This is a genomic window from Herpetosiphon sp. NSE202 (genome assembly GCF_042688385.1).
Lineage (GTDB): Bacteria > Chloroflexota > Chloroflexia > Chloroflexales > Herpetosiphonaceae > Herpetosiphon.
On record NZ_JBHUPY010000012.1, the window covers coordinates 1 to 23,821 of the forward strand.

A 23,821-nucleotide genomic window follows, 5' to 3' on the forward strand; every position below is an offset into this window, starting at 1 on the left:
GGCATTGCGCGAATAATCCTTCTTTAATCGCCCGTTTGCTGCGTTGTCATCTGTTTCACCGTGTTTGACACATTCCGTATTGTTGCGCCCAAGCAACGATGGTTGTTCAATAAATACCGAATCCCTGCAAGGGATTAAAACTTGCCAACCTCGTCCAGGCCGCGATCCGCCTTCTCCAGTTCAATAAATACCGAATCCCTGCAAGGGATTAAAACTTGGCGCTCAAGGCCAATTCGTCAAGGCGGCTGAATGTTCAATAAATACCGAATCCCTGCAAGGGATTAAAACTCAATCGGACAACAACTTATACGTGGGACATGGAAGTTCAATAAATACCGAATCCCTGCAAGGGATTAAAACTGCCAGCGGTGAGATCATGATCGTCACCAACTGCGCGTTCAATAAATACCGAATCCCTGCAAGGGATTAAAACAAGCCTTTGACTATCTCTCGAAGGTCGCGCCGGATGTTCAATAAATACCGAATCCCTGCAAGGGATTAAAACTACAAGTTTGCGACCTATCGCCGTCTCGAACTAGAGCGTTCAATAAATACCGAATCCCTGCAAGGGATTAAAACCTACGGCGATTGAATACGAGGCGCGCAAGTTGTTTGTTCAATAAATACCGAATCCCTGCAAGGGATTAAAACCTACTATCATAACAGGACTGTAGTTTATAGACATCGTTCAATAAATACCGAATCCCTGCAAGGGATTAAAACCCGAGGATGTGCAAGCCCTGTGCAACCCGTAATTGAGTTCAATAAATACCGAATCCCTGCAAGGGATTAAAACGTTGGAAAGTAGTTTTTTATGGAACAACAAATAGAAGTTCAATAAATACCGAATCCCTGCAAGGGATTAAAACCTTATACTGGAATGCCTGTTAATACTTTTACTTTGGGTTCAATAAATACCGAATCCCTGCAAGGGATTAAAACGACAACTTGCCGTGCCTTTGGGGTTGCCTTTGCGCTGTTCAATAAATACCGAATCCCTGCAAGGGATTAAAACGTAACCAAATTCGCGGTCAATGTCGCGGCTGATGTGTTCAATAAATACCGAATCCCTGCAAGGGATTAAAACCGATGACTATTAGTCCTGTTATTAAGATTGTTGGTTCAATAAATACCGAATCCCTGCAAGGGATTAAAACATAATCACGCCAACGGTCGGCAGCTTGAATGCCAAGTTCAATAAATACCGAATCCCTGCAAGGGATTAAAACATCAGGCCTTTAATTGACCCGCCAATAGCAGTAAAGTTCAATAAATACCGAATCCCTGCAAGGGATTAAAACCTAAAGCAGTGTTTTATCGCAGCGATGCAGGGCGTTCAATAAATACCGAATCCCTGCAAGGGATTAAAACGTATTGACGGGCGATGATGTGCAGCGCTGGCGCGTTCAATAAATACCGAATCCCTGCAAGGGATTAAAACACCGCTATTGGCCTAATCATCCTGACCATTGCCCTGGTTCAATAAATACCGAATCCCTGCAAGGGATTAAAACTTTCCCTGCTTTGATTTCAGCTAACAGACCACGTGCCGGTTCAATAAATACCGAATCCCTGCAAGGGATTAAAACGCCATGCCACTGAATAATAGCCGCCATAATTTACGGTTCAATAAATACCGAATCCCTGCAAGGGATTAAAACTGTTATCATATGCCCCAGACGCGACAGGCGGGGTGGGTTCAATAAATACCGAATCCCTGCAAGGGATTAAAACGGTAAAGCCCGTGCGTACTTGCAGGTCAGGTAAGTTCAATAAATACCGAATCCCTGCAAGGGATTAAAACGCTCGTCAATCCAGCGCTTGATTGTGTTGTGATGTTCAATAAATACCGAATCCCTGCAAGGGATTAAAACTTGATGCATTTGGCGCTGACTTCGGCGGCGGCATTCGGTTCAATAAATACCGAATCCCTGCAAGGGATTAAAACGGGTCGCTGCACTTGCCGCGATTCAAATAGAAACTGGTTCAATAAATACCGAATCCCTGCAAGGGATTAAAACCAAGGATGGTCAAATCGAAATGGGCGGGCTTGGCGTTCAATAAATACCGAATCCCTGCAAGGGATTAAAACCTGAATCCAATCCCGACCGTATAAATCAATTCAGGTTCAATAAATACCGAATCCCTGCAAGGGATTAAAACTAGGTGGATTGCCAGCAAAATAGCGCTTTCGCGTTGGTTCAATAAATACCGAATCCCTGCAAGGGATTAAAACCTGGCAATTGCGCAATCCGATCAAGTTCCTGTGTGGCGTTCAATAAATACCGAATCCCTGCAAGGGATTAAAACTTCGTTCTTTGGGCGAATTGCCCGATCTTGGATTTGTTCAATAAATACCGAATCCCTGCAAGGGATTAAAACTCAAGGTTGTTGTTTGCCCCCCAGTCACTCGGTTCAATAAATACCGAATCCCTGCAAGGGATTAAAACTATTCCCTGCTGATTGGCATGGGCCGGATAAGAAGTTCAATAAATACCGAATCCCTGCAAGGGATTAAAACTTGAGCGCCGCCAAGCCCAAAATGCTTATGGCACGCTTGTTCAATAAATACCGAATCCCTGCAAGGGATTAAAACTCATCGACTCGCCATGATGAATCAATAAAATACGTTCAATAAATACCGAATCCCTGCAAGGGATTAAAACGCGGCGATGTTGGAGCAGATGCTGGCAACGGGTGGGTTCAATAAATACCGAATCCCTGCAAGGGATTAAAACGGAGCAACAACACAAGGCAGTAGCGGCGCAAGCGTTGGTTCAATAAATACCGAATCCCTGCAAGGGATTAAAACGAAACCCTTCGACCCTGCATACATAACCATAAACGTTCAATAAATACCGAATCCCTGCAAGGGATTAAAACTCCTAAAAAAGACTCCAGCACGGTTTTAGCGCGGTTCAATAAATACCGAATCCCTGCAAGGGATTAAAACCCTGCACCTGTTGAATTCAAAATTGAACCAATGCCGTTCAATAAATACCGAATCCCTGCAAGGGATTAAAACCTAGCGAAACAACGCTAAGGCAAGCAAATGGCGTGCGTTCAATAAATACCGAATCCCTGCAAGGGATTAAAACCAATCGGCATGGGGGGATGTTTCAGCCTATTCGTGTTCAATAAATACCGAATCCCTGCAAGGGATTAAAACACAACACGAAGTGCATTGCCACGAATAATCGTAATCGTGTTCAATAAATACCGAATCCCTGCAAGGGATTAAAACGATTATCAAAAACTTGTCAAGAGCGAAGCTACATCGGGTTCAATACATACCGAATCCCTGCAAGGGATTAAAACAAGTAATGAAGTGGCTTAAACAGGCGGTCGACCAGCAGTTCAATAAATACCGAATCCCTGCAAGGGATTAAAACTGTTGGCTGTTGTGCCACATCGAAGCGAGGGAGCGTTCAATAAATACCGAATCCCTGCAAGGGATTAAAACTATAAATGATCCGTTGTCGATATGCTTGATCGTTCGTTCAATAAATACCGAATCCCTGCAAGGGATTAAAACCGTAGGGCACATCACTAACACTTTTTTGATGCTGTTCAATAAATACCGAATCCCTGCAAGGGATTAAAACAGATCTTTTTGTCATCATTCTGTTACCCGAATAAGTTCAATAAATACCGAATCCCTGCAAGGGATTAAAACTTTCTCGCATGCCTTCATTAGATCCCATGTGTCACGGGGTTCAATAAATACCGAATCCCTGCAAGGGATTAAAACTCAGGATTGGCACGCGGGCGGGCATGGAGGATAGTTCAATAAATACCGAATCCCTGCAAGGGATTAAAACGGGATTCGTGTTGGTTGCCGCCATGCTCGTGGTTCAATAAATACCGAATCCCTGCAAGGGATTAAAACCGACCTACCAAATCCATTGGCCTGTACTTGCAGAGTTCAATAAATACCGAATCCCTGCAAGGGATTAAAACCGCCTGTTCGGATTGTGGAGCCTCAATAGGTAGTTCAATAAATACCGAATCCCTCCAAGGGATTAAAACATTGCCCCACATATGTCACCTCGCTTTCTGCATGTGTTCAATAAATACCGAATCCCTGCAAGGGATTAAAACCGCCCATAGCCGCGTGGGCGGCGGGATTCTGCTGGGGTTCAATAAATACCGAATCCCTGCAAGGGATTAAAACCCAAGCGTTAGCAACATCGGATTCGCCACCATATGTTCAATAAATACCGAATCCCTGCAAGGGATTAAAACTTGACGATTGCCGCAATCATGGTTGGATCGCGGCGTTCAATACATACCGAATCCCTGCAAGGGATTAAAACTGGTACAGCGTCGTGATTTCCGTATGGTTGGTCATGGTTCAATACATACCGAATCCCTGCAAGGGATTAAAACTCCAGCGTTTCATCCGCCCACGCCAGTGCCTCCGGTTCAATAAATACCGAATCCCTGCAAGGGATTAAAACGCAGTCAAAAGAGACCATGGACGCTTGCGAGAGAGAAGTTCAACAAATACCGAATCCCTCCAAGGGATTAAAACGTGACACTGTGCGCTGGCTGCGAGCCAATCGGCATGGTTCAATACATACCGAATCCCTGCAAGGGATTAAAACGAAACCAAGGAAGAAGGCGATACGACCACCCTGATGTTCAATACATACCGAATCCCTGCAAGGGATTAAAACCTTGCTAAAAATGGGGATTAGCTCAGCTAGGTGCGTTCAACAAATACCGAATCCCTGCAAGGGATTAAAACATCATCGAGTCCCGCAAATACCATGATTTGGGCTCAATACATAATGAATTCCTGCAAGGGATTAAAACATATCTTCGATCTTGGCTTCCAATTGGCCAACCTGGTTCAATAAATACCGAATCCCTGCAAGGGTTTTAAGTTCAATCCTTACTAGATGTCGCTTGGGCAACGCTACCACCGACTTGACATAGCCTGAGGCCGGTGCTATTCTAGCCCAAAATTCTGTGTAGCAGAATTATATCCTTGTAAAACTAATAATTACAGCAAACAGTGAGGATTCGATGGATAAACACATCAAAACCATCGCCCAACTTAATCGGCTTGTACATGAACCAGTTCGCTTACAAGTGATGAGCTATCTTGCTACCGTTGATGAAGCAGATTTTCTGTATCTGATGAACGAACTTGAGCTAACCCAAGGCAACCTCGGCTCACACATGAGCAAGCTCGAAGCCGAAGGTTATATCTCTGTCACCAAAGAATTTGTCGCCCGCCGCCCACGTACCAGCTATCGCCTGACCTCAGATGGCAAGGTCGCGATCAAGCAATATTGGCGACTAATGCGTTCAATTGCCAGCGATGTGAATGAGTGAACAAAAAAGGCCTTGGGCAATTGCCCAAGGCCTTTTTAGGATTTTTTAGCGAACGGTTCTGCTTTGGGTAAAGGCTGGCAAACAGCCATTGAATGGATAGTGGTGTGATTCACCATAGCCAATCAATGAGTTGCCAATCAAGGTGCCATTGATTTGGCCATTGTTGAAGTTGACATCAGCAAATGGAGCCAAAATCGTGCCTTTGATACCAATTCCATCCAACTTGAAGCTGGTAGCTTGGTAGAAGTTGTAGACAATCTTGGTTTGGTCAACATTGGTCAAGAAGGTTTCGAAATATTGCATCTTATTATCAAGACCGCTGATATTAACCAACACGGTTGAGCCAGCAGGAACATTGATGTGTAAGCCATTGGCTTTGCTCAATTCAATTCCATCAACCGTAAAGATGTTGGCGCTGGCATTGGTTCCGGTCAACTTGACTGCACCATATTCATAGACAGTCGTGCCGTTGGCGCTCAATGCACCCCAAGCTTGCGAGCGCTCGCGCAAGAAGCTTTGTTCGTTGGCAAAGTTGATTGGTTGGCCTTGGCGAACCGTACCATTTTGAACACTTACGCCATTCAATGATTTGCTCGTGCCATACACCACGTTGCCGTTATAAACCGAGCCATTGGTGTAGGTCAATGAACCACCAGCAATCAAATCGTCGCGCGTCCCATTCGAGTTGGTCAGGCGCACGCCAACCCCAAAGTTTTGGAAGTTGATGTTGCCACCAGCTGCAACCCGACCTTCAATATCGGTGTTGCTTTGGGTAATATTGCCAAAGGTAAAGACATTGAAATCGCCAGCAGTACCTAACCCTTGTGGGATACATTGGTTACCCGGTACCGGCGTACTGGTTGGTACTGGAGTACTAGTTGCAGTTGGCAACGGCGTATTGGTCGCAGTTGGCAACGGCGTATTGGTCGCAGTTGGCAACGGCGTGTTGGTCGCAGTTGGCAACGGCGTGTTGGTCGCAGTTGGCAACGGCGTGCTGGTTGCGGTCGCGGTTGGGGTGCTCGTTGCGGTTGGCAACGGCGTATTAGTCGCAGTTGGCAACTGCGTGTTGGTTGCAGTTGCGGTTGGGGTGCTCGTCGCAGTTGGAACTGGCGTATTGGTCGCCGTTGGCAACGGCGTGCTGGTTGCAGTTGCAGTTGGGGTGCTCGTCGCGGTTGGCACTGGCGTGTTGGTCGCAGTTGGCACTGGCGTGTTGGTCGCAGTTGGCGTGCTGGTTGGCGTGCTGCGGCGAATGCTGAAATTGACAGCAACTGGCTCACAGCGAATTGCCAACGATTCACCAAACAAACCAACGTAGGTTGCGCTCAAGCGATAATCGCCTTCAGGCTTGGTGCTCGAATCCCAACCATTTGGCTGAGCGCCCTGATTGCCCATGAAATAGTATGGCGAGTTTACATCGGTGTAATTGGTGGTTTGCGCACCAGTCAAAGCAAACTCAACTTTTTGGGGCAAAGCACCAGTAACTTCAGCTTGGATATTCAAAACGCCACTGACCAATTGGTTGTTGCTTACCCCGCTCAAGCGGCTAATTTGGCCTTGAGCACAAACTTCTTGAACTGGAGGGGCACAATAGCTGGTGTTGGGGAAGCGGGTTGAAAGCAAACGATCGCCATAGCGTTGGCCAACCAGTGATTGCAACACTGGCCCACGGAAAATATCGAGTTGGGCTTTGCAATCAGGAATTGCAACATCCATAGTGATAGTTTGGCGTGGCCCAACAGTATACAGCGTGTAATCAAACACTTGTTGGTTGCCAATCCGATCATCAAACATTCGATAGGAGGCAATCCCAACCTGATAGGCACAATTGTACGAGTTATTGTACACAGCCCCAGCGGTGTTGGAGGTAAACCAGCCAGTCAATGAACGAGTATTCGTTGCATCACAAATAGCTGGAGTTGGAGTGGTTAACACTATGGCGACTGCTGGTGAAGAGACCGATTCCACCACTCGCACGGTAGCTTGCACTGCCTGCGGTGTTTTGACAGTTTGGCGTGGAGTTGCAGCCCAAACGCTAAAAGGAACGCCTAAGACCGCCACCAGCAACACGGCCAACCAAACGACACGTTGCTTCATAAAGCATCCTCAATAATAGAGCTAAAGTACTACGCAAATAAAGACCTTCCTATCATAATCTAGCCACACTATAAAGCAAGGTGGAGATTTGTTTTTATTATGTGTGAATATCGCAACATCTTTTTTAATATGGTACTAGGACTTTCAGCACATACGCTTTTCAGTCATTCATGCCTAAATTCATTAAAATTTTATATCTTAGATTGCCTATTAATCTAAATATTTATTAAAACAGTGATTATTGTACGTCAACGAGCATTTTATCGTGCCAAACAAAAGCAAAGCCCGCCGATTGGCGAGCTGCAACGTTAAATTTGCTGACTATTCTAGAGCGCTAAAGCAGTTTTGGTTGCCTGCAAGGCAGCGGCGAAACTCAAGGCCACGCTTGGCTCAAGCTGATCGAGGCCAGTTTGGGCCAGCCATTGTTGCTCGGCGACACTTTGATACAAGCCACGTTCTTGGCGAATGTGTTGCGCGCTGGCCATTAATTGTGCTGCCAGTGCTGGGTGGGTTCCTGCCACAAGCGCGGCGCAGTGTTGCATAATCATCAAATCATAACGCCGTAACTCTGTTGTTGCAGCAACAGCAAGCATGGGTTGTGCTTGCTGTTGCATTGCAGCATGATCATTGGTTGCAATTGCCAAGCGCGTTGCTAAAATCGCATAATATAAGCGAAATTCTTGAATCAATGCCTCAAATGGTTCAAGCTTTTGTAAATATTCGCTAGCTTGAGCATAATTTTCTGTTGCGATTGCGATTTCTGCGTGCTTAATCCAACTCCGTTGCATTGCTTCTTGATTACCAACTGCGCGCCAAGCTTGCTCAGCTTCGCCAAAATGAAGCTCAGCTTGGGCATAATCAGCTTGTTCAGCTGCCGCAATTCCCCGTGCATAAAGAATATAGGCCAAATTATCGTGATCGCTAATTGCATAGGCATTAACAAATGCTTGATCAAACCATTGGGTCGCCTCAGCATAGCGCCCATAATCAACCGCTACTAAACCTAAATTGATTTGGCTAAGAAACATATCCCATGTTTGATTCAGTTGTTGTTTAAGCGCAAGTGCTTGCTCAAAATAGTCTTGGGCAGTGGCTAATTGATTTCGTTCTTGGGCTAAAGTGCCAAGATTATGTAACATCAAGATTTCGCGTTGTTGATTGCCAACCGTGCGCGCCAATGCCAATGCTGCCTCAAAGGCTACTTGTGAATCGTGCAAACGTCCAAGCGTACCATATAAAACTGCCAAATTACCAATTGCGCTGATCTCATCGTGCGGTAAATTTAGTTCCTGCCATAAACGTCGAGCTTCAATTAAATAGGCTTCAGCTTCATCAAATCGATTCAAGCTAATTAACAAACCACCTAATCCGGTGGCAATGCGTGCAATTGCACTTAAATCGCTGCGATTTGGGTGCTGATAGGTTTGTTCAAGCCAAGCAACTGCTTCACGATAAGCGCTTGTTCGATACCAATAAAAATAAAGGTTGCCAGCAATGCGCTGGGCAATCAGACCATCGCTGCTTTCAAGCGACCAACTTATCGCTTGGCGAATATTATGAATCTCGCTCCGAGCTTGCTCGATCCATTTCGCACCATCAGCGCCGCGAATCTGCTGATGAACTGATTCACTCAAGGCTTGGTAATGCAACGCATGGCGCTCTTGCAAATAATAAAAACGGCCTGTTTTTTGCAATTGCTCCAAAGCATATTCGCGCACTGCATCAATCATAATAAAGCGCGGTTGTTGGCCAGGAAGGTGTTCAGTTTGCAACAAATGGCGGTCAATCAGAGCATTCAAACTGGTTTCAAACGCTATACCCTCAACCAAACCAACCTGTTTAATCGTGTCGCTGGTTGCCCCGCCAGCAAAAACACCCAACTGGATAAAAATATCTTTGGCATCAGCGGGCAACATGCTAACGCTCCACGCCAGCACCGGCTTGATAATCGCTTGGCGCGCCGATTGCTTGGGGTTCAAAGCAGCCATCGAAAGATGATTACGCACGAAAAATAATAAATCTTGCGGGGTAAGCGAGGCACTATGGGCGGCAATTAACTCAATCGCCAAGGGCAAGCCTTGCACCAAACGACAAATATCGACCAACGCTGCGGCGTTGTCGGCGCTCAAACGAAAACGTGGCTGGCGCGTCCGCATGCGCTCAACAAACAAGTTAACTGCACTATATTGCTCTAAATCTTCAAGGCTATAGTCTTCGCCAACCTCTGGGTATTGCAAGGCAGGCACCATAATCGTGGTTTCATCGGCAACTTCGAGCGCTTGGCGACTGGTAATCAAACAGGTTAGGCCAGGCGCGCGACGCACTAAGGCTTGGATTTCGCTAGCAGCTGCGGCCACTTGCTCAAAATTATCCAGAATTAGCAGAATTTGTTTATCGGCTAAAGCCAAAACCAACGAATCCAAAATCGCTTCATTGTGCGATTCTTCAACGCCGAGCGTCGCTGCAATCGTTGGCAACACAAATTGAGCTTGTGAAACTGGGGCCAAGGCCACAAAATAGCGCCCATCGCGAAAAACCTCGCCAACTTGCTCAGCAACCTCTAAACTGAGACGGGTTTTGCCAGCTCCACTTTGGCCATATAATGTTACCAACCGTGCTTGAGCATCGAGCAAAAGGTCAAGCACCAAGGTGCGAGCACGGGTGCGACCAATGAGGCGCGTGGCATATTGGGGCAATTGTGATGGTAATAGTGGCATAACAAAACCTCATCACCGCGAAACGTGTCGTAAAAGTCTACTGTAATGATTCATTCGCAAGTTAGCAAGGTTGATTTATGTCCCTCAATCAGGCTATCTTTTAACAACAAATCACCCGTAAAATTCCCCCAAGCGGAGCATGGAACTATGCTATGCTTGCATATGATGAGGCCAAACAGGTTAGCCTATGCCAGTGATAGCAAAAGCCATGGTGCTGATACCACATTCGTATACAACCCGCAGTTCGATTATCACGCTCGACGGTGATGGTATTATTGTGATCAAAATTCGGCCAGGCATCCAAGAGACGGTTGAGGACGCTGAGGAAAATTTGGCAGCAGTTGATATGTTGGCTGGGGGCATTCGCCGCCCACGCTTGCTCGATTTGCGCGAGGCCTTGCCAATCTCCCGCGAAGTGCGGCGCTTTTATATGCAGCCAGCCACCCGCAACAGCGCCACGATTGTAGCGCTGTTGGTTGATTCGACGCTCAGTCGGGTGATTGCCAATTTGATTATTGGCTTAACTGGCAATAGCCAAGCGGTGCAGGTATTCAGCGATGAACATGCCGCTCGCCAATGGTTACGTCAAGCAAATGTCAATTAGTTTTGGCTGCGCTCAATTTGAGCCACAAAATCCTCAAACGAACTCTTCCCCGAAACGGTAATCCGATTCCAAATCAGCGAATCATCGTTGGTTGTATCAGTGGTTTGGCGGGTGGTCGTCGCACTGGCATAGCCCGCCTCGCGCACTAGCTCAATGGTCAGGGCATTGTAGCGGCCATAGGGGTAGCAAAAATGGCGAATCTCCAGCCCCAAACGCTCCTCTAGATCACGTTTACTATGCGCAATTTCAATCCATTGGGCTTCACGATCAAGCGTGGTTAAATCGGGGTGAACCCGCGTGTGCGAGCCAATTGTCACCAGCGGCGATTGACTCAACTCCTGCAATTGCTGCCAGCTCACATAGGCTGGCTCGCCAACCAAAGCCACAGGAATATAGGCCGTAATTGGAACATTCAAGCTTTGGGCTATCGGAAACGCCTGCTCATACAAATCGCGGTAGCCATCATCAAGCGTAATCACGACGGGATGTTCGGGCAAGCTGATTTCGCCCCGTTGCGCAGCCAACACCATATCCAAACTCACCACATGAAAATTATGGCTTTGCAGATATTCGAGCTGGCGTTTAAATTCAGCTGGAGCCACCGATAAGCTATCGCGCAAACGATCAGCAGGATTCGGATTTTGCGAAATATAATGATAGGTGAGCATGGTCACGTGTAAGGCTTGGTATTCCCATGGCCGCAAGCCATAGCGCCATTCCAAGGCATGTTGGCCAACATTGCCCATCTCAACTTGCCAGCCAACAGGATTGCTCGGGGTATAGGTCAAGGTGCGACGCTCAAACAATTGCACCAAAACCTCGCGTTCAACGCCATCAACCAAGGTCTGCGTCCAAAAAGCTGGGCTAATTGGTCGCCCAAACACATACAAAGCTTCGCGGGCTTGGGCTTGCACATAGTTCCACAGCACCGCTGGCACAGTTTGGCCAGTCACTTCATCGCGCTGGCTGCCGCTGGTTTCGGGGTAGCGCTCGGCCAAACTTGGGTCAGCCCAAACTTGCACGCCAGTTGCTTCGTGGCTCAGCCAATTGGTGACCGCTTGGCCGCGCAAATCGGATCCTGCTTGGTCATGCAAAGTCAAAAATTCTGCCCAATCGCGATAGCGCGGCGCACGATTGGCGGCCACCGCATCGCCAGCGACTGGTTGCTCTGAGCCACAGCCGCCACTTGCACAGTGCTCGCGCCATTCTGCATTGCCAATTTGCAAGCGCCCAGTGACCAATTCAAGCACCAACAAGCCATTGGTAATGTACCATGGCGATTTGCTTGCAAGATTCGGATCAGTAATTTCCATGCGCGCTTTGGAGTAATAGCGCACCCAACGCAATTGGCGCGGGCTTTCGGCGTAGCGCTCTTGGGTTTGCCATAAGCGTTGCGGCCCCCACAGCCATGCTTGCTCCGCGCCACGTTGGCCATCGGTGGCCTGCCAAAGCTGCTCGAACGCCCGATCTTCGCCTAAAATAATCCGTGCCGCTGTGCTTTGAGGCAGCAACAACGGCACAATAACCAACAACCCAAGCCAAACTCTTAGGGTTTTTGCCAATCCAACGCCCATGCAACCTCTCGATCGATGTGGTCGCGCCAAAAAGCCCAGGCATGGCCTTGCGGATATTCTGCGTAGTTCAGCTCCACACCGGCTCCGACCAGAATATCGCGCAACGTCCGGTTGCCCTCTAGGAAATTGCATTCATCGCCAGTTACCGGCCCGCCAATACATGTTTCATAGGTTCCCACGACGGTCACAATCCGCGCATTTACTGGCGGTTGAATTGACATCAGGGTGAGCAGGCGGCCATTTTGGCGAGAAACAAAGCCTGATTGATTGACCACAGCGCCAAATACCTCAGGATATTGTAAGGCCAAATAGAGCGAAATCAAGCCACCATATGAATCGCCAACCACAACTCGTTGCTTAGGATCGTTGATTGTGCTGTATTTGCTATCGATCATCGGCACTAATTCGGTTGCGAAAAATTCGCTATAGGCATCGTTCAGGTCATAATCGCGTTGACGGCCTTGCTCGCGGCTTGGTTTGACAAACACGGCAATCAAAGGCGGCAAAATCTCATCGGCAATCGCATTATCCAAAATTGTTGGCGTAAAAGCATAGTTTTGGTAATCATCGCCATCTTGGAAATAAACGCTGGGATATTGCTTGGCAGGATCGTAATTGGGCGGCAAATAGACATGCAATTGATGAGTGGTTTTGCTAATTTCAGTGTAATAATCGCCTAATTCTTCCAGCGTGCCTTTTGGCACGTCGCTGCGCGAAATAATTTCGGTTGGCGTAACATATTCGGGCATGCGCAACTCGGAATTCAAGCCCATGCTGCTTGGAACCACGGTTGAATTGCGCGGATCGTTGATCAAGCCACCACCGCCGCCAACGCCAAAGCGATAATCGATGCGTGCGGTTGGGCTGATGGTTTGAACAACGCCCCACCAATTGGTCGTACCAAGTCGCTCCATCGGAATCGTCTGAAACCAATTGGTCAGATCGCTTGATAATTCCATCCGTGGAGCATCTTTTTCGACCATAAACAAGGCTTGATCGCCTTGGGTCAAGGGGCTTGCTGGAAACATCGCGTTAAAATCATTGATCAGTTTAAGTTGCGCTGCTTGATCATCGGTTTTGGCCAATTGCTCGCGCAATTGATTAAAACTGGTGATCGGCTGGCTGGCATCATAGGTGATCGCCGCGCCACCGCAACTTGCCAAAAGCACACTTAATACAAGAAATAAGCCAATAAATCGCTGCATAAATTAATCCTTTGCTTGATTGGAAGGTTGGATGACTTGGCGAACTTTGGCCCAAGCCCAGGTTCGGCGACGCAATTCGCTATGATCAATGCGCTTTTGCCGCCATTGCCAAACCGCCGCTAAACTACGTTGCAGGCCCGCAAACGTCATTAAGCGTCGATACCAACGATTGAAGCGCTTGCCATAGGCCAAGCAAAAAAATTGGGATCGCGCTTGTTGCAAGGCCAAAAACGAGCGCACCCGAAATTGGCTTGAGCTTGCCCCGCCATGATGAATGACGGTTGCCTGCGGCTCTTGCCAAATTGCCCAGCCAGCTTGCCGAATGCGCCAGCAAAGCTCGACTTCTTCTGCATAGAGCCAAAAATCTTCGTTAAACATGCCAACTTCGGCCAAGGTTTCGGCTCGAACCAGCATCGCCGCACCCAAGGGATGATCGATCGCAAAGGCTGCATCGCCGCCATCTTGCAGGTAGCGGCCATTCAGCGGGTGGTGATACAGCCGCCCAAAACCGCGCCCACGCGGCGGATAGAGATCGAACACGCTCATCAACAAGGTTGGAAAGCGAAAGGCAGCAACTTGAAACGAGCCATCGGGGTAGCGTAAGCGTGGCGCAACCATGCCAACCCGCGAATGCTGCTCCAAAAATGCCACGAGTTCTTCCAAGGCTCCGCTGGTCAGCTGGGCATCGGGGTTGAGCAACAACAAGTAGGTTGGTTGGGCAAGCAAGGCATGGCGAATACCCACATTATTGGCCTTGGCAAAGCCCAAATTGGCCCCCGATTCGATGACCTGGGCTTGGGGAAACTCGGCCTGGACCATGGCAACGCTGCCATCATGCGAAGCGTTATCGACCACAATTGCCGTGGTTGGCAGGCTGCTCAGGGCGAGGCTGGCCAAACATTCGCGCAACAAATCGCGGGTGTTATATGAAACAATAATGACTGGAATTGGCTGCATCCTGCTACTCCCGACCTGCGGCGAGTTGCGCTAAAATGCCAGCCAAATCATCGGCTACGAGATCAATTTCCGGCTTCCATGCTTGGGCTTGTTGCATGCTATGCACCCCGCTGCCCACAAAGGCGGTGGCAATTCCAACCCGCTGCGCGCCTGCAATATCAGTATCCAAACGATCGCCAACCATCAAGGTTTGCTCGGGTGTTACGCCAAAAAGCTGCAAGGCCGCTTCAAACATGGCAGGTTCAGGCTTGCCAATCACTTCTGGCGTGCAATCGCTGGCTGCTGCCAAGGCCGCTACAATCGCGCCCGCCCCAGGAATCAAGCCCTCTGGCGCGGGAAAGGTGCGATCGCTGTTGGTGGCAATAAAAGCTGCGCCAGCGCGCAAGGCCAAGGTTGCGGTTTTCAAGCGGGCATAGGTCAGGTTGAAATCCACCCCAACCACCACCGCCGCCACATCGCTCTCGGCGGACACAAAATAGCCATCTGCAAACAACGACGACTGAATGCCGTCCATGCCAATCGCCAGCAAGCGCGTGCCCTGCGGGTAGCGGGTGCGCAGCAAGGTTGCCGTCACCGTCGATGAGGTAATCACATGCTCAGCCGAAATTGCAATTCCCAGCTGCTGGAGATGGGTGGCAAAGGTCGCGGGCAATTGCGATGAATTATTAGTTAAACAGGCATAGCCTAAATCGAAGCGATCAAGCACACTGGTTAATTCTGCCGCGCCTGGCAAAATCGTCCCACCCCGATGCAAAACTCCATCCATATCGAGCAAGATGAGCTTTAACTGCTTGAGATTGAGCATGCCGAAAAATCCCCATAAAAAACAACTTCTCCCGATTGTACCACTGCCACGGCTTGCCAACACGTTCATACTGCGATCTAAAGGTTATGAAATATGACATGGAACCAAAGCAACGCGAGCGGTGTAGAACTTAACAAAGCAGCCAAATCAGGAGCATCTGCCGTGGATCAAGCCCAGCAGCCCGCTGATCTCGCCCAAACTTGGGCAACCCAAATTCTCGCCCATCAAACGGCGATCTTTCGCTTGGCCTATCTCATGGTGGGCGATGCGATGATTGCCGAAGATTTGGCCCAAGAAACAGTTATGCGCGCCTTGCGGATGCAGCATCAGTTTGATAGCGAGCGCCCGTTGAAGCCATGGCTTTTGCAAATTACCGCCAATCTGGCGCGAAATTATCGCCGTTCGTTGCGCCGGTATCTGCGTGCATTGCAACGCTTTGCCTTGCAACAGCCAGAACACAGCGAATTTCACGAAACCAGCGGCCCAGCTTGGGAGGCAACTCAACTTTGGCATGCAATTGGTCGGCTCGCGCAACGCGAACAAGAGGTGTTGTATTTGCGCTATTTTTTGGAATTAAGCGAGCAGGAAACTGCCCAAGCGCTTGGCATCGCCCAAGGCACGGTCAAATCGCGCTTACACCGCGCGTTGGTGCGCTTGCGCGGCGTGGTCGATGGCGAATTTCCCGAGTTGCGAACGGAGCGTTGCGCATGAACCAACCACCAGAATCCTATCCAGAAGAAACTCTGCGCAAACAAGCCCAAGCCTTTCCCTACCCGCCAACCCCGCAGTTGCAAATCACGCGCGCGCGTCGCTCGGTCTGGCCATTGCGGCTCGGCGTGGCAATCGCAGTCGTGTTGCTTTTGAGTTTTACGCTGCCAGCAGTGCGAGCACACGTTGGGCGCTGGCTGCAAGTTGGCACCATTTTTATTGGCAATCAGCCACCAACTATGCTGCCAAAGCCAACCCAAATTCAGCCCAGCCCACCAAGTGAGGTCAATTGGCTACCCACAAGTTCATTGCTTGGCCCGCCCGATCAACTAGTGCAATTAGAGCCATATCCGCATGTGCAGCGCTTGATGTGGTTCAGCCAAGCCCAAACCATCACGCTTGATCTGCTTGACTCGCAAGCATGGGCTGGCAAAACTGTGCTCGCACTCGATGACGTGACGCGGACGCAGGTTCACAATCAGCCAGCGTTTTGGCTGCAAGGTCAGCGCGAATTAACCTTTTTTGATCCTGGCACAACCCAAATCTACCAAACCACAAGCTTGAGCGCTACCGCAACCCTCATTTGGACTGATGATCAGCGGACCTATCGACTTGAAACCAGCAGCGATCTGGCCACCATGCGCCAACTCGCCGAATCGTTTCGCCAAGGAGAATAACTATGCGTCGTTTATTGATTTTCATTTGTCTCGTCGGATTGCAATTTGGCCTGCTGAGCAGCAGCAAGGCTGGCGGCTGGGCAACTACGCCAATCAGCAACCTGCCCGATACGATTGTTGCTGGCCAAATTTTTCAACTTAAATTTAGCGTGCTGCAACATGGCACCAAACCAACCAACGGCTTACCAGCCAATCCAATCAGGCCCGAACTGACGGTGCGCCACGTAGCTAGTCAGCAAGTCAAAACATTCTATGCCCAACAGGTTGGTGATGTTGGCCATTTCCAGAGCAGTTTACAACTCCCAGTTGCCGGAGAATGGGAAATTTCAATTCTGCCACTGCCGTTTGGCAACAGCGAAGGCGAAGTCTATCGCATTACCGTCCAAGAAGCTCCGCCAGCAACTGATAATTGGTGGTATATGGGGCTGGCGGCTGGTGGCTTAGGCTTGGCTGTGGGAATGGGCTGGTTGATCAAACGCATCAGCCATTAATCAACGAATGCTTAAAACCAGCAGCGATCTCACCGAATCGTTTCGCCAAGGAGAATAACTATGCGCCGTTTATTGATCTTCGTGTGTCTCGTCGGATTGCAATTTGGCCTGCTGAGCATCAGCAAGGCTGGCGGCTGGGCAACTACGCCGATCAGCAAACTGCCCAATACGCTTGTTGCTGGCCAAAGCTTTCAGCTTGAATTTAGCGTGCTGCAACATGGCACCAAGCCAATCAGCGGCATCGGTGATGATCCGATAAAGCCCTTACTGACCGCAGAGCATGCAACCAGTGGAGAGTTTCAGCAAGTTTGGGCTACCCAAGTTGGTGCTGTTGGTAATTTTCAAGCTACATTGCAATTGCCAAGCGCCGGAGAATGGAAAATTTCAATCAAGCCACTGCCATTTGGCACGCTCGAAGGCGAAGTCTATCGCATTACCGTTCAGGAAGCAGCTGCACCAAAAACAGCGAATACCAGTTGGTGGTATATGGGGATTGCCGCAGGTGGCCTAGGCTTGGCGGTAGGTATGGGCTGGTTGATCAAACGCATCAGCCACTAAGCTAAAATAAATGGAGGCTGGCGCACACCAGCCTCCATTTAGCGTTGTTCAGGCGCGGTTAATCCAATTGTTTCGGCGGTAAGCGCTTCGAGCGCTACTTTGGCTGCCGCCTGCGAAGCCATGGTTTTTGAGGTACCGATACCAACGCCCAATAACGTCTCGCCAGCCCAAACCTCAATTGTCCAGGTACGCTCGTGGTCGGGGCCAGTCACATTAACTTCACGGTAATTGGGCGTTAGGTTGATCCGGCCTTGGACATATTGTTGTAAGTCGGTCTTGTAATCTTGATTTTGGACTCCACTGGCCTTAACCGATTTGAGCAAGGGCAGCACAAAATCGCGGGCGGCAGGCCAGCCACCATCAAGCGCAATCGCCGCCAACAAGGCTTCAAAAGCATCGGCCAACAAATTATCGCGCTCACGAGCCTTGGCCCGTTCCTCGCCACGGCTAATCTGCACATAACTCCCAAGATCAAAACGCCGTGCAAGGCTCGCTAAGGTGCGGGTTTGCACCAACATCGCGCGCATTTTGGTGAGATCGCCCTCGCCAAGCTCAGGAAACTCGTGAAACAAAAAAGAACCACAAATAAAATTTAAAAGCGCATCGCCAAGAAACTCAAGCCGTTCGTTCGATTCTGAGCCCGCTTCTGGGTGTTCATGCACATACGAGCGATGCAGCAAGGCAGCCCGTAAAAACGCGACATCGTTGAAGGTATAGCCAAGTTCGGTTTGTAGTTTGTTTAAATCCATAGCAGCAATGTTAAGCTACGCGAGCCAGCCGAATTGCAATAATCCAGCTAGCTCGCAGGGTTTTTAGGCTTCAAAAGCCTTGAACAACAGGCTAACGTTATGGCCGCCAAAGCCAAATGAATTGCTCATAAAACTGGAGAATTGAGCTTGCCGCGGTGTGTTCGGCACACAATCAATCTCACACTCTGGGTCGGGGGTATGATAATTGATCGTAGCGGGGATCAGGCCTTCTTGCATGGCGCGAATGCCGATGACTGCTTCGATTGCGCCGCCAGCGCCCAAGGTATGGCCAATTTGCGATTTATTTGAGCTAATCGGCAACTTGGCCGTGTAATCGCCAAACACTTTTTTAATCGCCAAGGTTTCGGTACGGTCGTTGACGGGAGTAGAAGTACCGTGAGCGTTCAAATAGCCCAATTCGTGTGGCTCCAAGCCTGCGTGACGCAAAGCCATGCGCATGGCTTTGACCGCGCCTGAACCATCTTCGGCGGGCATCGTGATGTGATAGGCATCGGTGCTCACGCCATAGCCAACCAATTCGGCCAAAATGGTTGCGCCACGGCTGACGGCATGCTCGTAATCTTCCAAAACCAGCACGCCAGAGCCTTCGCCCATCACAAAGCCATCGCGATCTTTATCGAATGGGCGTGAGGCGGTTGCAGGATCGTCGTTGCGGGTTGAAAGTGCGCGCGCGCTGGCAAAGGCACCGATCCCAATTTCGGTAATTGCTGCTTCGGTACCGCCAGCCAAAATAACTTTGGCCTCGCCGCGCCGAATCACGTGCCATGCCTCGCCAATCGCATTACCAGAGGTGGCACAAGCTGAAACAGGGCAGAAATTCGGGCCACGCGCCCCAATTTCAATCGCCACAACCCCCCCCGCCATATCAACAATCATCATCGGAATTAAAAATGGCGTAATACGGTCGGGACCCTTGGTATCCATCACGCGCAAATAGGTTGTAAAGTTATCGAGACCACCAACGCCACAACCAATGATGACCCCTACATCATCGGCGTTTTCGTCGGTAATAGTCAGATCGGCGCTGCGCAAGGCTTCTTTGGCTGCTGCCACTGCAAAATGGACAAAGCGCGAGTTGCGCCGTGCCTCTTTTTTATCCATATAGTTGGCGGCTTCAAAGCCATGGACTTCTGCGGCAATCTGAGCACTAAAATGTGTTGGGTCGAATTGGGTAATTCGCCGAACTGCCGAACGTGCTTGGACAATGCCCTCCCACAAAGATGGCACGTCGAGGCCCAATGGGCTAATCGCGCCCAATCCTGTGACGACGACACGTCGATTCATAGCAAAACCTCCTAGTGCATAGCAAAGTGCCGCATCATTATAGCAGCAACTCCCTAAACCGACCGAGAGGCCAACCAAGCATCCTTGGCTGACCTCTCGCAACAGTAAAACACAACAAACTTGGGCTAGAGTTGTTTGAGCAAATTGGCCATTTCGATCGCCGCAACTGCACACTCCGCGCCTTTGTTACCAGCCTTGGTGCCAGCCCGTTCAATTGCTTGCTCAATTGTGTCGGTAGTCAGCACGCCCAGCAATACCGGAATGCCTGTATCGTGCATCACCTTGGTTACGCCGCTCGAAACCGCATTGACCACAACTTCATAATGTGAGGTTGCGCCGCGAATCACGGCTCCAAGGGTGATAATGGCATCGTGTTGGCCACGCTCAGCAATTTTCTTCACCACCAGCGGAATCTCATATGAGCCAGGACACCACGCCACGCTAATATCATCGTTGGCAATGCCATGGCGCTTGAGCGTATTGACCGCACCTTCAAGCAAATTGCCGCCAATAAAATCGTTCCAGCGCGCAATCACGATTGCAATTCGCAAACCAGTGCCGATCAAGTTGCCTTCAATTACGTTCATGCATAATCCTCAAGGCCAATTTAGCCATTCATTTCGAGCAAGGTTTCGCCATCGAGCACTTCGACGTTCGGGCGGGCTTTTGCCGATTTGCGTGCGCCTTCTTGCACCTTCAGCGGCGTAACAATCACGCCTTTGTGCCATTCTGGGTTGTCGCGCAAATCTTGATACAGCTCTTGGACTTGGCCCGGCTTGAGGGATTCGCTGATTGTACAGCGCACCAGCCAAAGCTCAGCAGTTTCGTTGCGCTCAAGATATAGATCAATCACATCTTTATCGAATTTATAGTTTTTGAGCTTGAAGTTATTGGAGCGGAAGAGCTGGGCAACCCACGAGCCAAATTTTGGCAAGGTCAACGATTCCAAATCTTCGATGCTAACGACACGGCCTGGGCGTTCGAGTTGGCCACCGCGCGAGGCCATTTCATCGCGCATTGCTTGGGTGCGCTCTTGGCCACGTCGCGCCATCACCGTGCCATAAGCAGGGAAGGGCAGCAAGGTCATTGCAATCATCATCGCCACGGTCAAGAAGTTGCCTTGTTGGGATGGAACTGGTTGGTTAGGATCGTTCAAGCCAGGCTTAGCATTAAAGCCAAAAACAAGCACCGAGCCAATGATCAAAGCGGTAACGCTCGCAATCAGCGAGAAAATCACCCCATGCACCAAGGCTCGACCTTGAATCTTACGGCCAAGATAAATCCCGCCGCCAATCGGAATCACCCCAGCCAAATAAATAACCCAAGAGAATGGTGCGAAAATGACCAAACACCAAACCACCCCAGTTAGCAAGCCAGCGATCCAGAGTTGTCGCCAAAGCAACGGCACTTTCGCCGCTTGGGGCTTAGAATCTTTCAGATCAGTTTTGGTTTCTTGAGATACAGGAGTTGCCATTGCAGCTACTATTCCTTTTCCATAAGTTCTTCGACAGCTTCGCGCAGCTTGCCAAGATCGCTAAATGAACGATACACCGAGGCAAAACGGATGTAGGCTACCTCATCGAGTGAGCGTAAGCGCTCCATCACCTGTTCGCCAATGACCGAGCTAGGAACTTCTAGCGCATCGTAGGCAATCAGGGCGGCCTCGACTTCCGTTACCAACGTTTCAATTACATCGGCTGAGATAGGCCGTTTATAGGCCGCAACCCGTAAACCACGCAATAATTTCTCGCGGTCGTATGGCTCACGGTCGCCAGTTTTTTTAACGACCATGACATTAACAGATTCAACCCGTTCATAGGTTGTGAAACGGCGATCACAGTGTTTGCAGCGACGACGACGGCGGATTGTTTCACCATTATCAAGTTCGCGAGTATCGATCACTGCGCTTTCGCCAGGGCAATACGGGCAGCGCATAGTTCCTCTTCAGCCTAGCTTAGTAGATTCATTATACCATGGCCCCATGAGCACCACGAATGGCGCTTAGGCGATTGGTTCAACCAAATGTTGGCGATTCGTGGGCGCAGGGTATGGCTCAGGCCAATATTCAACCTGTTTGATAATTAGCCCATCCTGTATTGTAAAAAAGCTGATTGCCCGCGCCTGCACTTGGCCATCAGTGACCGAAACATCGCTACAAGCTTCGGTTTCGTTGGCAACTAAGCGATTAATCGTAAATTGCCAAGCCCCAGCAGCAGGATATTCAGCATTGATTTGGGCAAAGGCCGCCCTGCCGCGAATCCGTTCATTTGATTGCGGCCAATCGAGCGTATAATCGTCGTGCAACACCGCGCCAACCGCCGTAAAATCATTGCTTTGCATCAATTGCCAAAATGTGCTGACAATTTCATAAGCATTGGGCATCGCATGCTTCTCCTAGAGTGCAGCCAAGGTACGTTGGGCCACTTCATCCCAACGACATTCACGCAACACAAATTCACGGCCTGCTGCACCCATCGCGGCGCTCAATTCTGGCCGATCAAGCAAATAACTCAGTGCACTCGCCCATTCACGATAGCCTTGGCAAGGAATGCCGCCGCCGCTGCGCAGCACAAAATCGGTCGTCACCGGACAATCGGCGTTGACCAAGGCTGGGCGGCCTTGCAGCCAACTTTCCATCAGCACAATCGAAAAGCTTTCAATTGTCGAAAGTTGGCAAAAGACATTCGCCGCAGCATAGGCATCATACTTGGTTTGTGGCTCGACAAAACCCAAATCCAATACCCACGGGTCTAAAATACTTGGTGCATTCAGCTGGCCAGCACCAATCCGCACAAACCGCAACGGGCGGCCCGTTTCGGCCTTCCACTCGCGAAAATAAGCCAACAATTGCGGCACATGTTTGCCCCAATCGGCGCGCCCAACATAGAGCAAAATTGGCTCATCGCCAAGCCCATATTGTTGGCGAAAACGTGCTGCATCGCCAACCCGCGCCAAATCAATGCCCTCGCCAGCAACGCTGGTTTTGGCTGGATCAAGCTCATACAGGCGTAAACCCAAATCGCGCTCAGGGCGGCTGTTAAAAATAATCCCTTGCGCCCGCCGCAGCATCTCGCGATAGGTCGAATAGTAGGCATATGGCTCGTCGTGCAAGCAGGGAATATGGTAGGCGCGGCCTTGGGCCAAAAAGCTGCCCCAATACGATAAACCCATTGGATAGGGCATAAAGATGCAGCGGCGCTCGCGATGTGCTAACAAATGTTCATACAAGCCATCACTGTTGGGCAAACTTCCCAATAAGTTAATTTCGTGGGCTGAATGTTCGGGCAAGCGTCGCCCAGAGCTGGCAGCCAAGCGCCGCACCACTGGCGGAATCCCCATCGCAGGCCCAGCCATGGGCCAACGCCGAATTGGCAGGCCATTCCAATGGCTCAAACCAGCAGGATAATGCGCAACAGTCCGTTCGCCAAACGAATCGCGGCTCGTCGTCGTCCAAACTTCAATATCAGCACCTTGGGCATGGATGGAATGGGCCAGATCGCGGGCTTGATCTTCTGCTCCGCCACGAGTGTCGGGGCCAAACCATGGGGTTACAAGGGCTACAGGGCGTTGCGCTTTCATGCTTGCCGCTCACGCTCAAGTTCAACCACGCGCGCCCGCAACAAGGCAATTTCGGCACGTTGCTCGTCGATCGTCGTCACCACGCCATGCAAGGTGCGCACAATTGCATCGTTGGCAGCGTTTTGTTGCTCGGCAATCGGGTTGATATACCAGCGCAAATAGCGCCGCACCACTTTGTTGAGCGTAGCAATAACTTTTTGGGGCAAGGTTTCGCCGTGCAATGGCCAATGCACACTGACCACGCGCGTCGCCTCGACCTCGGCCAACAAGCGCTTGAGATCAACATCGCTCAGGCGTGGCTCATTGGCTTGGTCGGTTAAACCAGATGCACGACGTTGGCGAATTCCATCACGGATTTCGGCCAAAATCGCGCCAACATCAATCGGGGCTGGTTGCTCTGCCATTGGTCTGCCTCATTCCAGAATGATTTCTGCGGGCAGTATAGCAGCAAATGC

At 49.9% G+C, this 23,821-nt stretch carries 20 protein-coding genes and 1 CRISPR repeat array; of the genes, 6 read left to right on the plus strand and 14 right to left on the minus strand.

Annotation, left to right across the window (positions count from 1 at the left end):
* Positions 1-104: 104 nt before the first annotated feature.
* A CRISPR array of direct repeats spans positions 105-4,890; the repeat unit is 37 nt; unit sequence GTTCAATAAATACCGAATCCCTGCAAGGGATTAAAAC.
* 141 nt (positions 4,891-5,031) lie between these two features.
* On the plus strand, positions 5,032-5,343 hold the full coding sequence (locus tag ACFMKP_RS14445; protein ID WP_382292661.1) for a winged helix-turn-helix domain-containing protein: 312 nt from the start codon (positions 5,032-5,034) through the stop codon (positions 5,341-5,343).
* Between the two features lie 45 nt (positions 5,344-5,388).
* Here ACFMKP_RS14445 and ACFMKP_RS14450 read toward each other — a convergent pair whose 3' ends face one another.
* Positions 5,389-7,437, minus strand: coding sequence for a choice-of-anchor A family protein (locus ACFMKP_RS14450; protein ID WP_382292662.1), 2,049 nt, complete (start codon positions 7,435-7,437; stop codon positions 5,389-5,391).
* Between the two features lie 326 nt (positions 7,438-7,763).
* The gene (locus tag ACFMKP_RS14455) at positions 7,764-10,154 is read right to left on the minus strand and encodes an ATP-binding protein (protein ID WP_382292663.1); all 2,391 of its coding nucleotides are present in this window, start codon (positions 10,152-10,154) and stop codon (positions 7,764-7,766) included.
* Between the two features lie 187 nt (positions 10,155-10,341).
* Between ACFMKP_RS14455 and ACFMKP_RS14460 the strand changes: the two genes are divergently transcribed.
* On the plus strand, positions 10,342-10,758 hold the full coding sequence (locus ACFMKP_RS14460) for an STAS/SEC14 domain-containing protein (RefSeq protein WP_382292664.1): 417 nt from the start codon (positions 10,342-10,344) through the stop codon (positions 10,756-10,758).
* Here the strand turns inward: ACFMKP_RS14460 and ACFMKP_RS14465 are convergent.
* From ACFMKP_RS14465 to ACFMKP_RS14480, 4 genes are read right to left on the minus strand one after another with little or no spacing between them, the layout of a single operon-like run.
* A complete protein-coding gene (locus tag ACFMKP_RS14465; RefSeq protein ID WP_382292665.1) occupies positions 10,755-12,332 on the minus strand; it encodes a polysaccharide deacetylase family protein in 1,578 nt (525 codons plus the stop codon). The two genes, ACFMKP_RS14460 and ACFMKP_RS14465, sit on opposite strands and share 4 nt — an antisense overlap.
* Positions 12,305-13,537, minus strand: a complete 1,233-nt coding sequence (locus ACFMKP_RS14470; protein WP_382292666.1) for an alpha/beta hydrolase — start codon at positions 13,535-13,537, stop codon at positions 12,305-12,307. The genes ACFMKP_RS14465 and ACFMKP_RS14470 overlap by 28 nt, the downstream gene beginning before the upstream one ends.
* Before the next feature lie 3 nt (positions 13,538-13,540).
* Positions 13,541-14,494 (minus strand): glycosyltransferase family 2 protein, encoded by a 954-nt coding sequence (locus tag ACFMKP_RS14475; RefSeq protein ID WP_382292667.1) that lies wholly within the window; start codon positions 14,492-14,494, stop codon positions 13,541-13,543.
* Between the two features lie 4 nt (positions 14,495-14,498).
* Entirely contained in the window at positions 14,499-15,368 is an 870-nt protein-coding gene (locus tag ACFMKP_RS14480; protein WP_382292668.1) for an HAD-IIA family hydrolase, read from the minus strand.
* A gap of 24 nt (positions 15,369-15,392) precedes the next feature.
* Between ACFMKP_RS14480 and ACFMKP_RS14485 the strand changes: the two genes are divergently transcribed.
* From ACFMKP_RS14485 to ACFMKP_RS14500, 4 genes are read left to right on the plus strand one after another with little or no spacing between them, the layout of a single operon-like run.
* Positions 15,393-16,010, plus strand: a complete 618-nt coding sequence (locus tag ACFMKP_RS14485; protein ID WP_382292669.1) for an RNA polymerase sigma factor — start codon at positions 15,393-15,395, stop codon at positions 16,008-16,010.
* Positions 16,007-16,684: a hypothetical protein gene (locus ACFMKP_RS14490; protein ID WP_382292670.1), complete on the plus strand. Its 678-nt coding sequence runs from the start codon at positions 16,007-16,009 to the stop codon at positions 16,682-16,684. The genes ACFMKP_RS14485 and ACFMKP_RS14490 overlap by 4 nt, the downstream gene beginning before the upstream one ends.
* Positions 16,685-16,686: 2 nt before the next feature.
* Positions 16,687-17,175, plus strand: coding sequence for a hypothetical protein (locus tag ACFMKP_RS14495; protein ID WP_382292671.1), 489 nt, complete (start codon positions 16,687-16,689; stop codon positions 17,173-17,175).
* Positions 17,176-17,235: 60 nt separating this feature from the next.
* Entirely contained in the window at positions 17,236-17,733 is a 498-nt protein-coding gene (locus tag ACFMKP_RS14500; protein ID WP_382292672.1) for a hypothetical protein, read from the plus strand.
* Positions 17,734-17,771: 38 nt separating this feature from the next.
* Here the strand turns inward: ACFMKP_RS14500 and rnc are convergent, their stop codons facing one another.
* From rnc to ACFMKP_RS14540, 8 genes are all read right to left on the minus strand, one after another.
* Positions 17,772-18,482 carry a ribonuclease III gene (rnc, locus tag ACFMKP_RS14505; protein ID WP_382292673.1) on the minus strand — a complete coding sequence of 237 codons (711 nt, stop codon included), beginning with the start codon at positions 18,480-18,482 and terminating at the stop codon, positions 17,772-17,774.
* Positions 18,483-18,545: 63 nt separating this feature from the next.
* Positions 18,546-19,787, minus strand: coding sequence for a beta-ketoacyl-ACP synthase II (fabF, locus tag ACFMKP_RS14510; protein WP_382292674.1), 1,242 nt, complete (start codon positions 19,785-19,787; stop codon positions 18,546-18,548).
* A 125-nt stretch (positions 19,788-19,912) separates the two neighbouring features.
* Positions 19,913-20,374 (minus strand): 6,7-dimethyl-8-ribityllumazine synthase, encoded by a 462-nt coding sequence (gene ribE / locus ACFMKP_RS14515; RefSeq protein WP_382292675.1) that lies wholly within the window; start codon positions 20,372-20,374, stop codon positions 19,913-19,915.
* A gap of 20 nt (positions 20,375-20,394) precedes the next feature.
* The gene (locus ACFMKP_RS14520) at positions 20,395-21,261 is read right to left on the minus strand and encodes a restriction endonuclease (RefSeq protein WP_382292676.1); all 867 of its coding nucleotides are present in this window, start codon (positions 21,259-21,261) and stop codon (positions 20,395-20,397) included.
* An 8-nt stretch (positions 21,262-21,269) separates the two neighbouring features.
* Entirely contained in the window at positions 21,270-21,722 is a 453-nt protein-coding gene (gene nrdR / locus ACFMKP_RS14525; RefSeq protein WP_054533243.1) for a transcriptional regulator NrdR, read from the minus strand.
* Positions 21,723-21,788: 66 nt separating this feature from the next.
* The gene (locus ACFMKP_RS14530; protein ID WP_382292677.1) at positions 21,789-22,169 is read right to left on the minus strand and encodes a nuclear transport factor 2 family protein; all 381 of its coding nucleotides are present in this window, start codon (positions 22,167-22,169) and stop codon (positions 21,789-21,791) included.
* Between the two features lie 12 nt (positions 22,170-22,181).
* Entirely contained in the window at positions 22,182-23,366 is a 1,185-nt protein-coding gene (locus ACFMKP_RS14535) for a glycosyltransferase family 4 protein (RefSeq protein WP_382292678.1), read from the minus strand.
* Positions 23,363-23,770, minus strand: coding sequence for a hypothetical protein (locus ACFMKP_RS14540; RefSeq protein WP_204757732.1), 408 nt, complete (start codon positions 23,768-23,770; stop codon positions 23,363-23,365). Before ACFMKP_RS14540 ends, ACFMKP_RS14535 begins: the two co-directional genes overlap by 4 nt.
* Between the last annotated feature and the right edge of the window lie 51 nt (positions 23,771-23,821).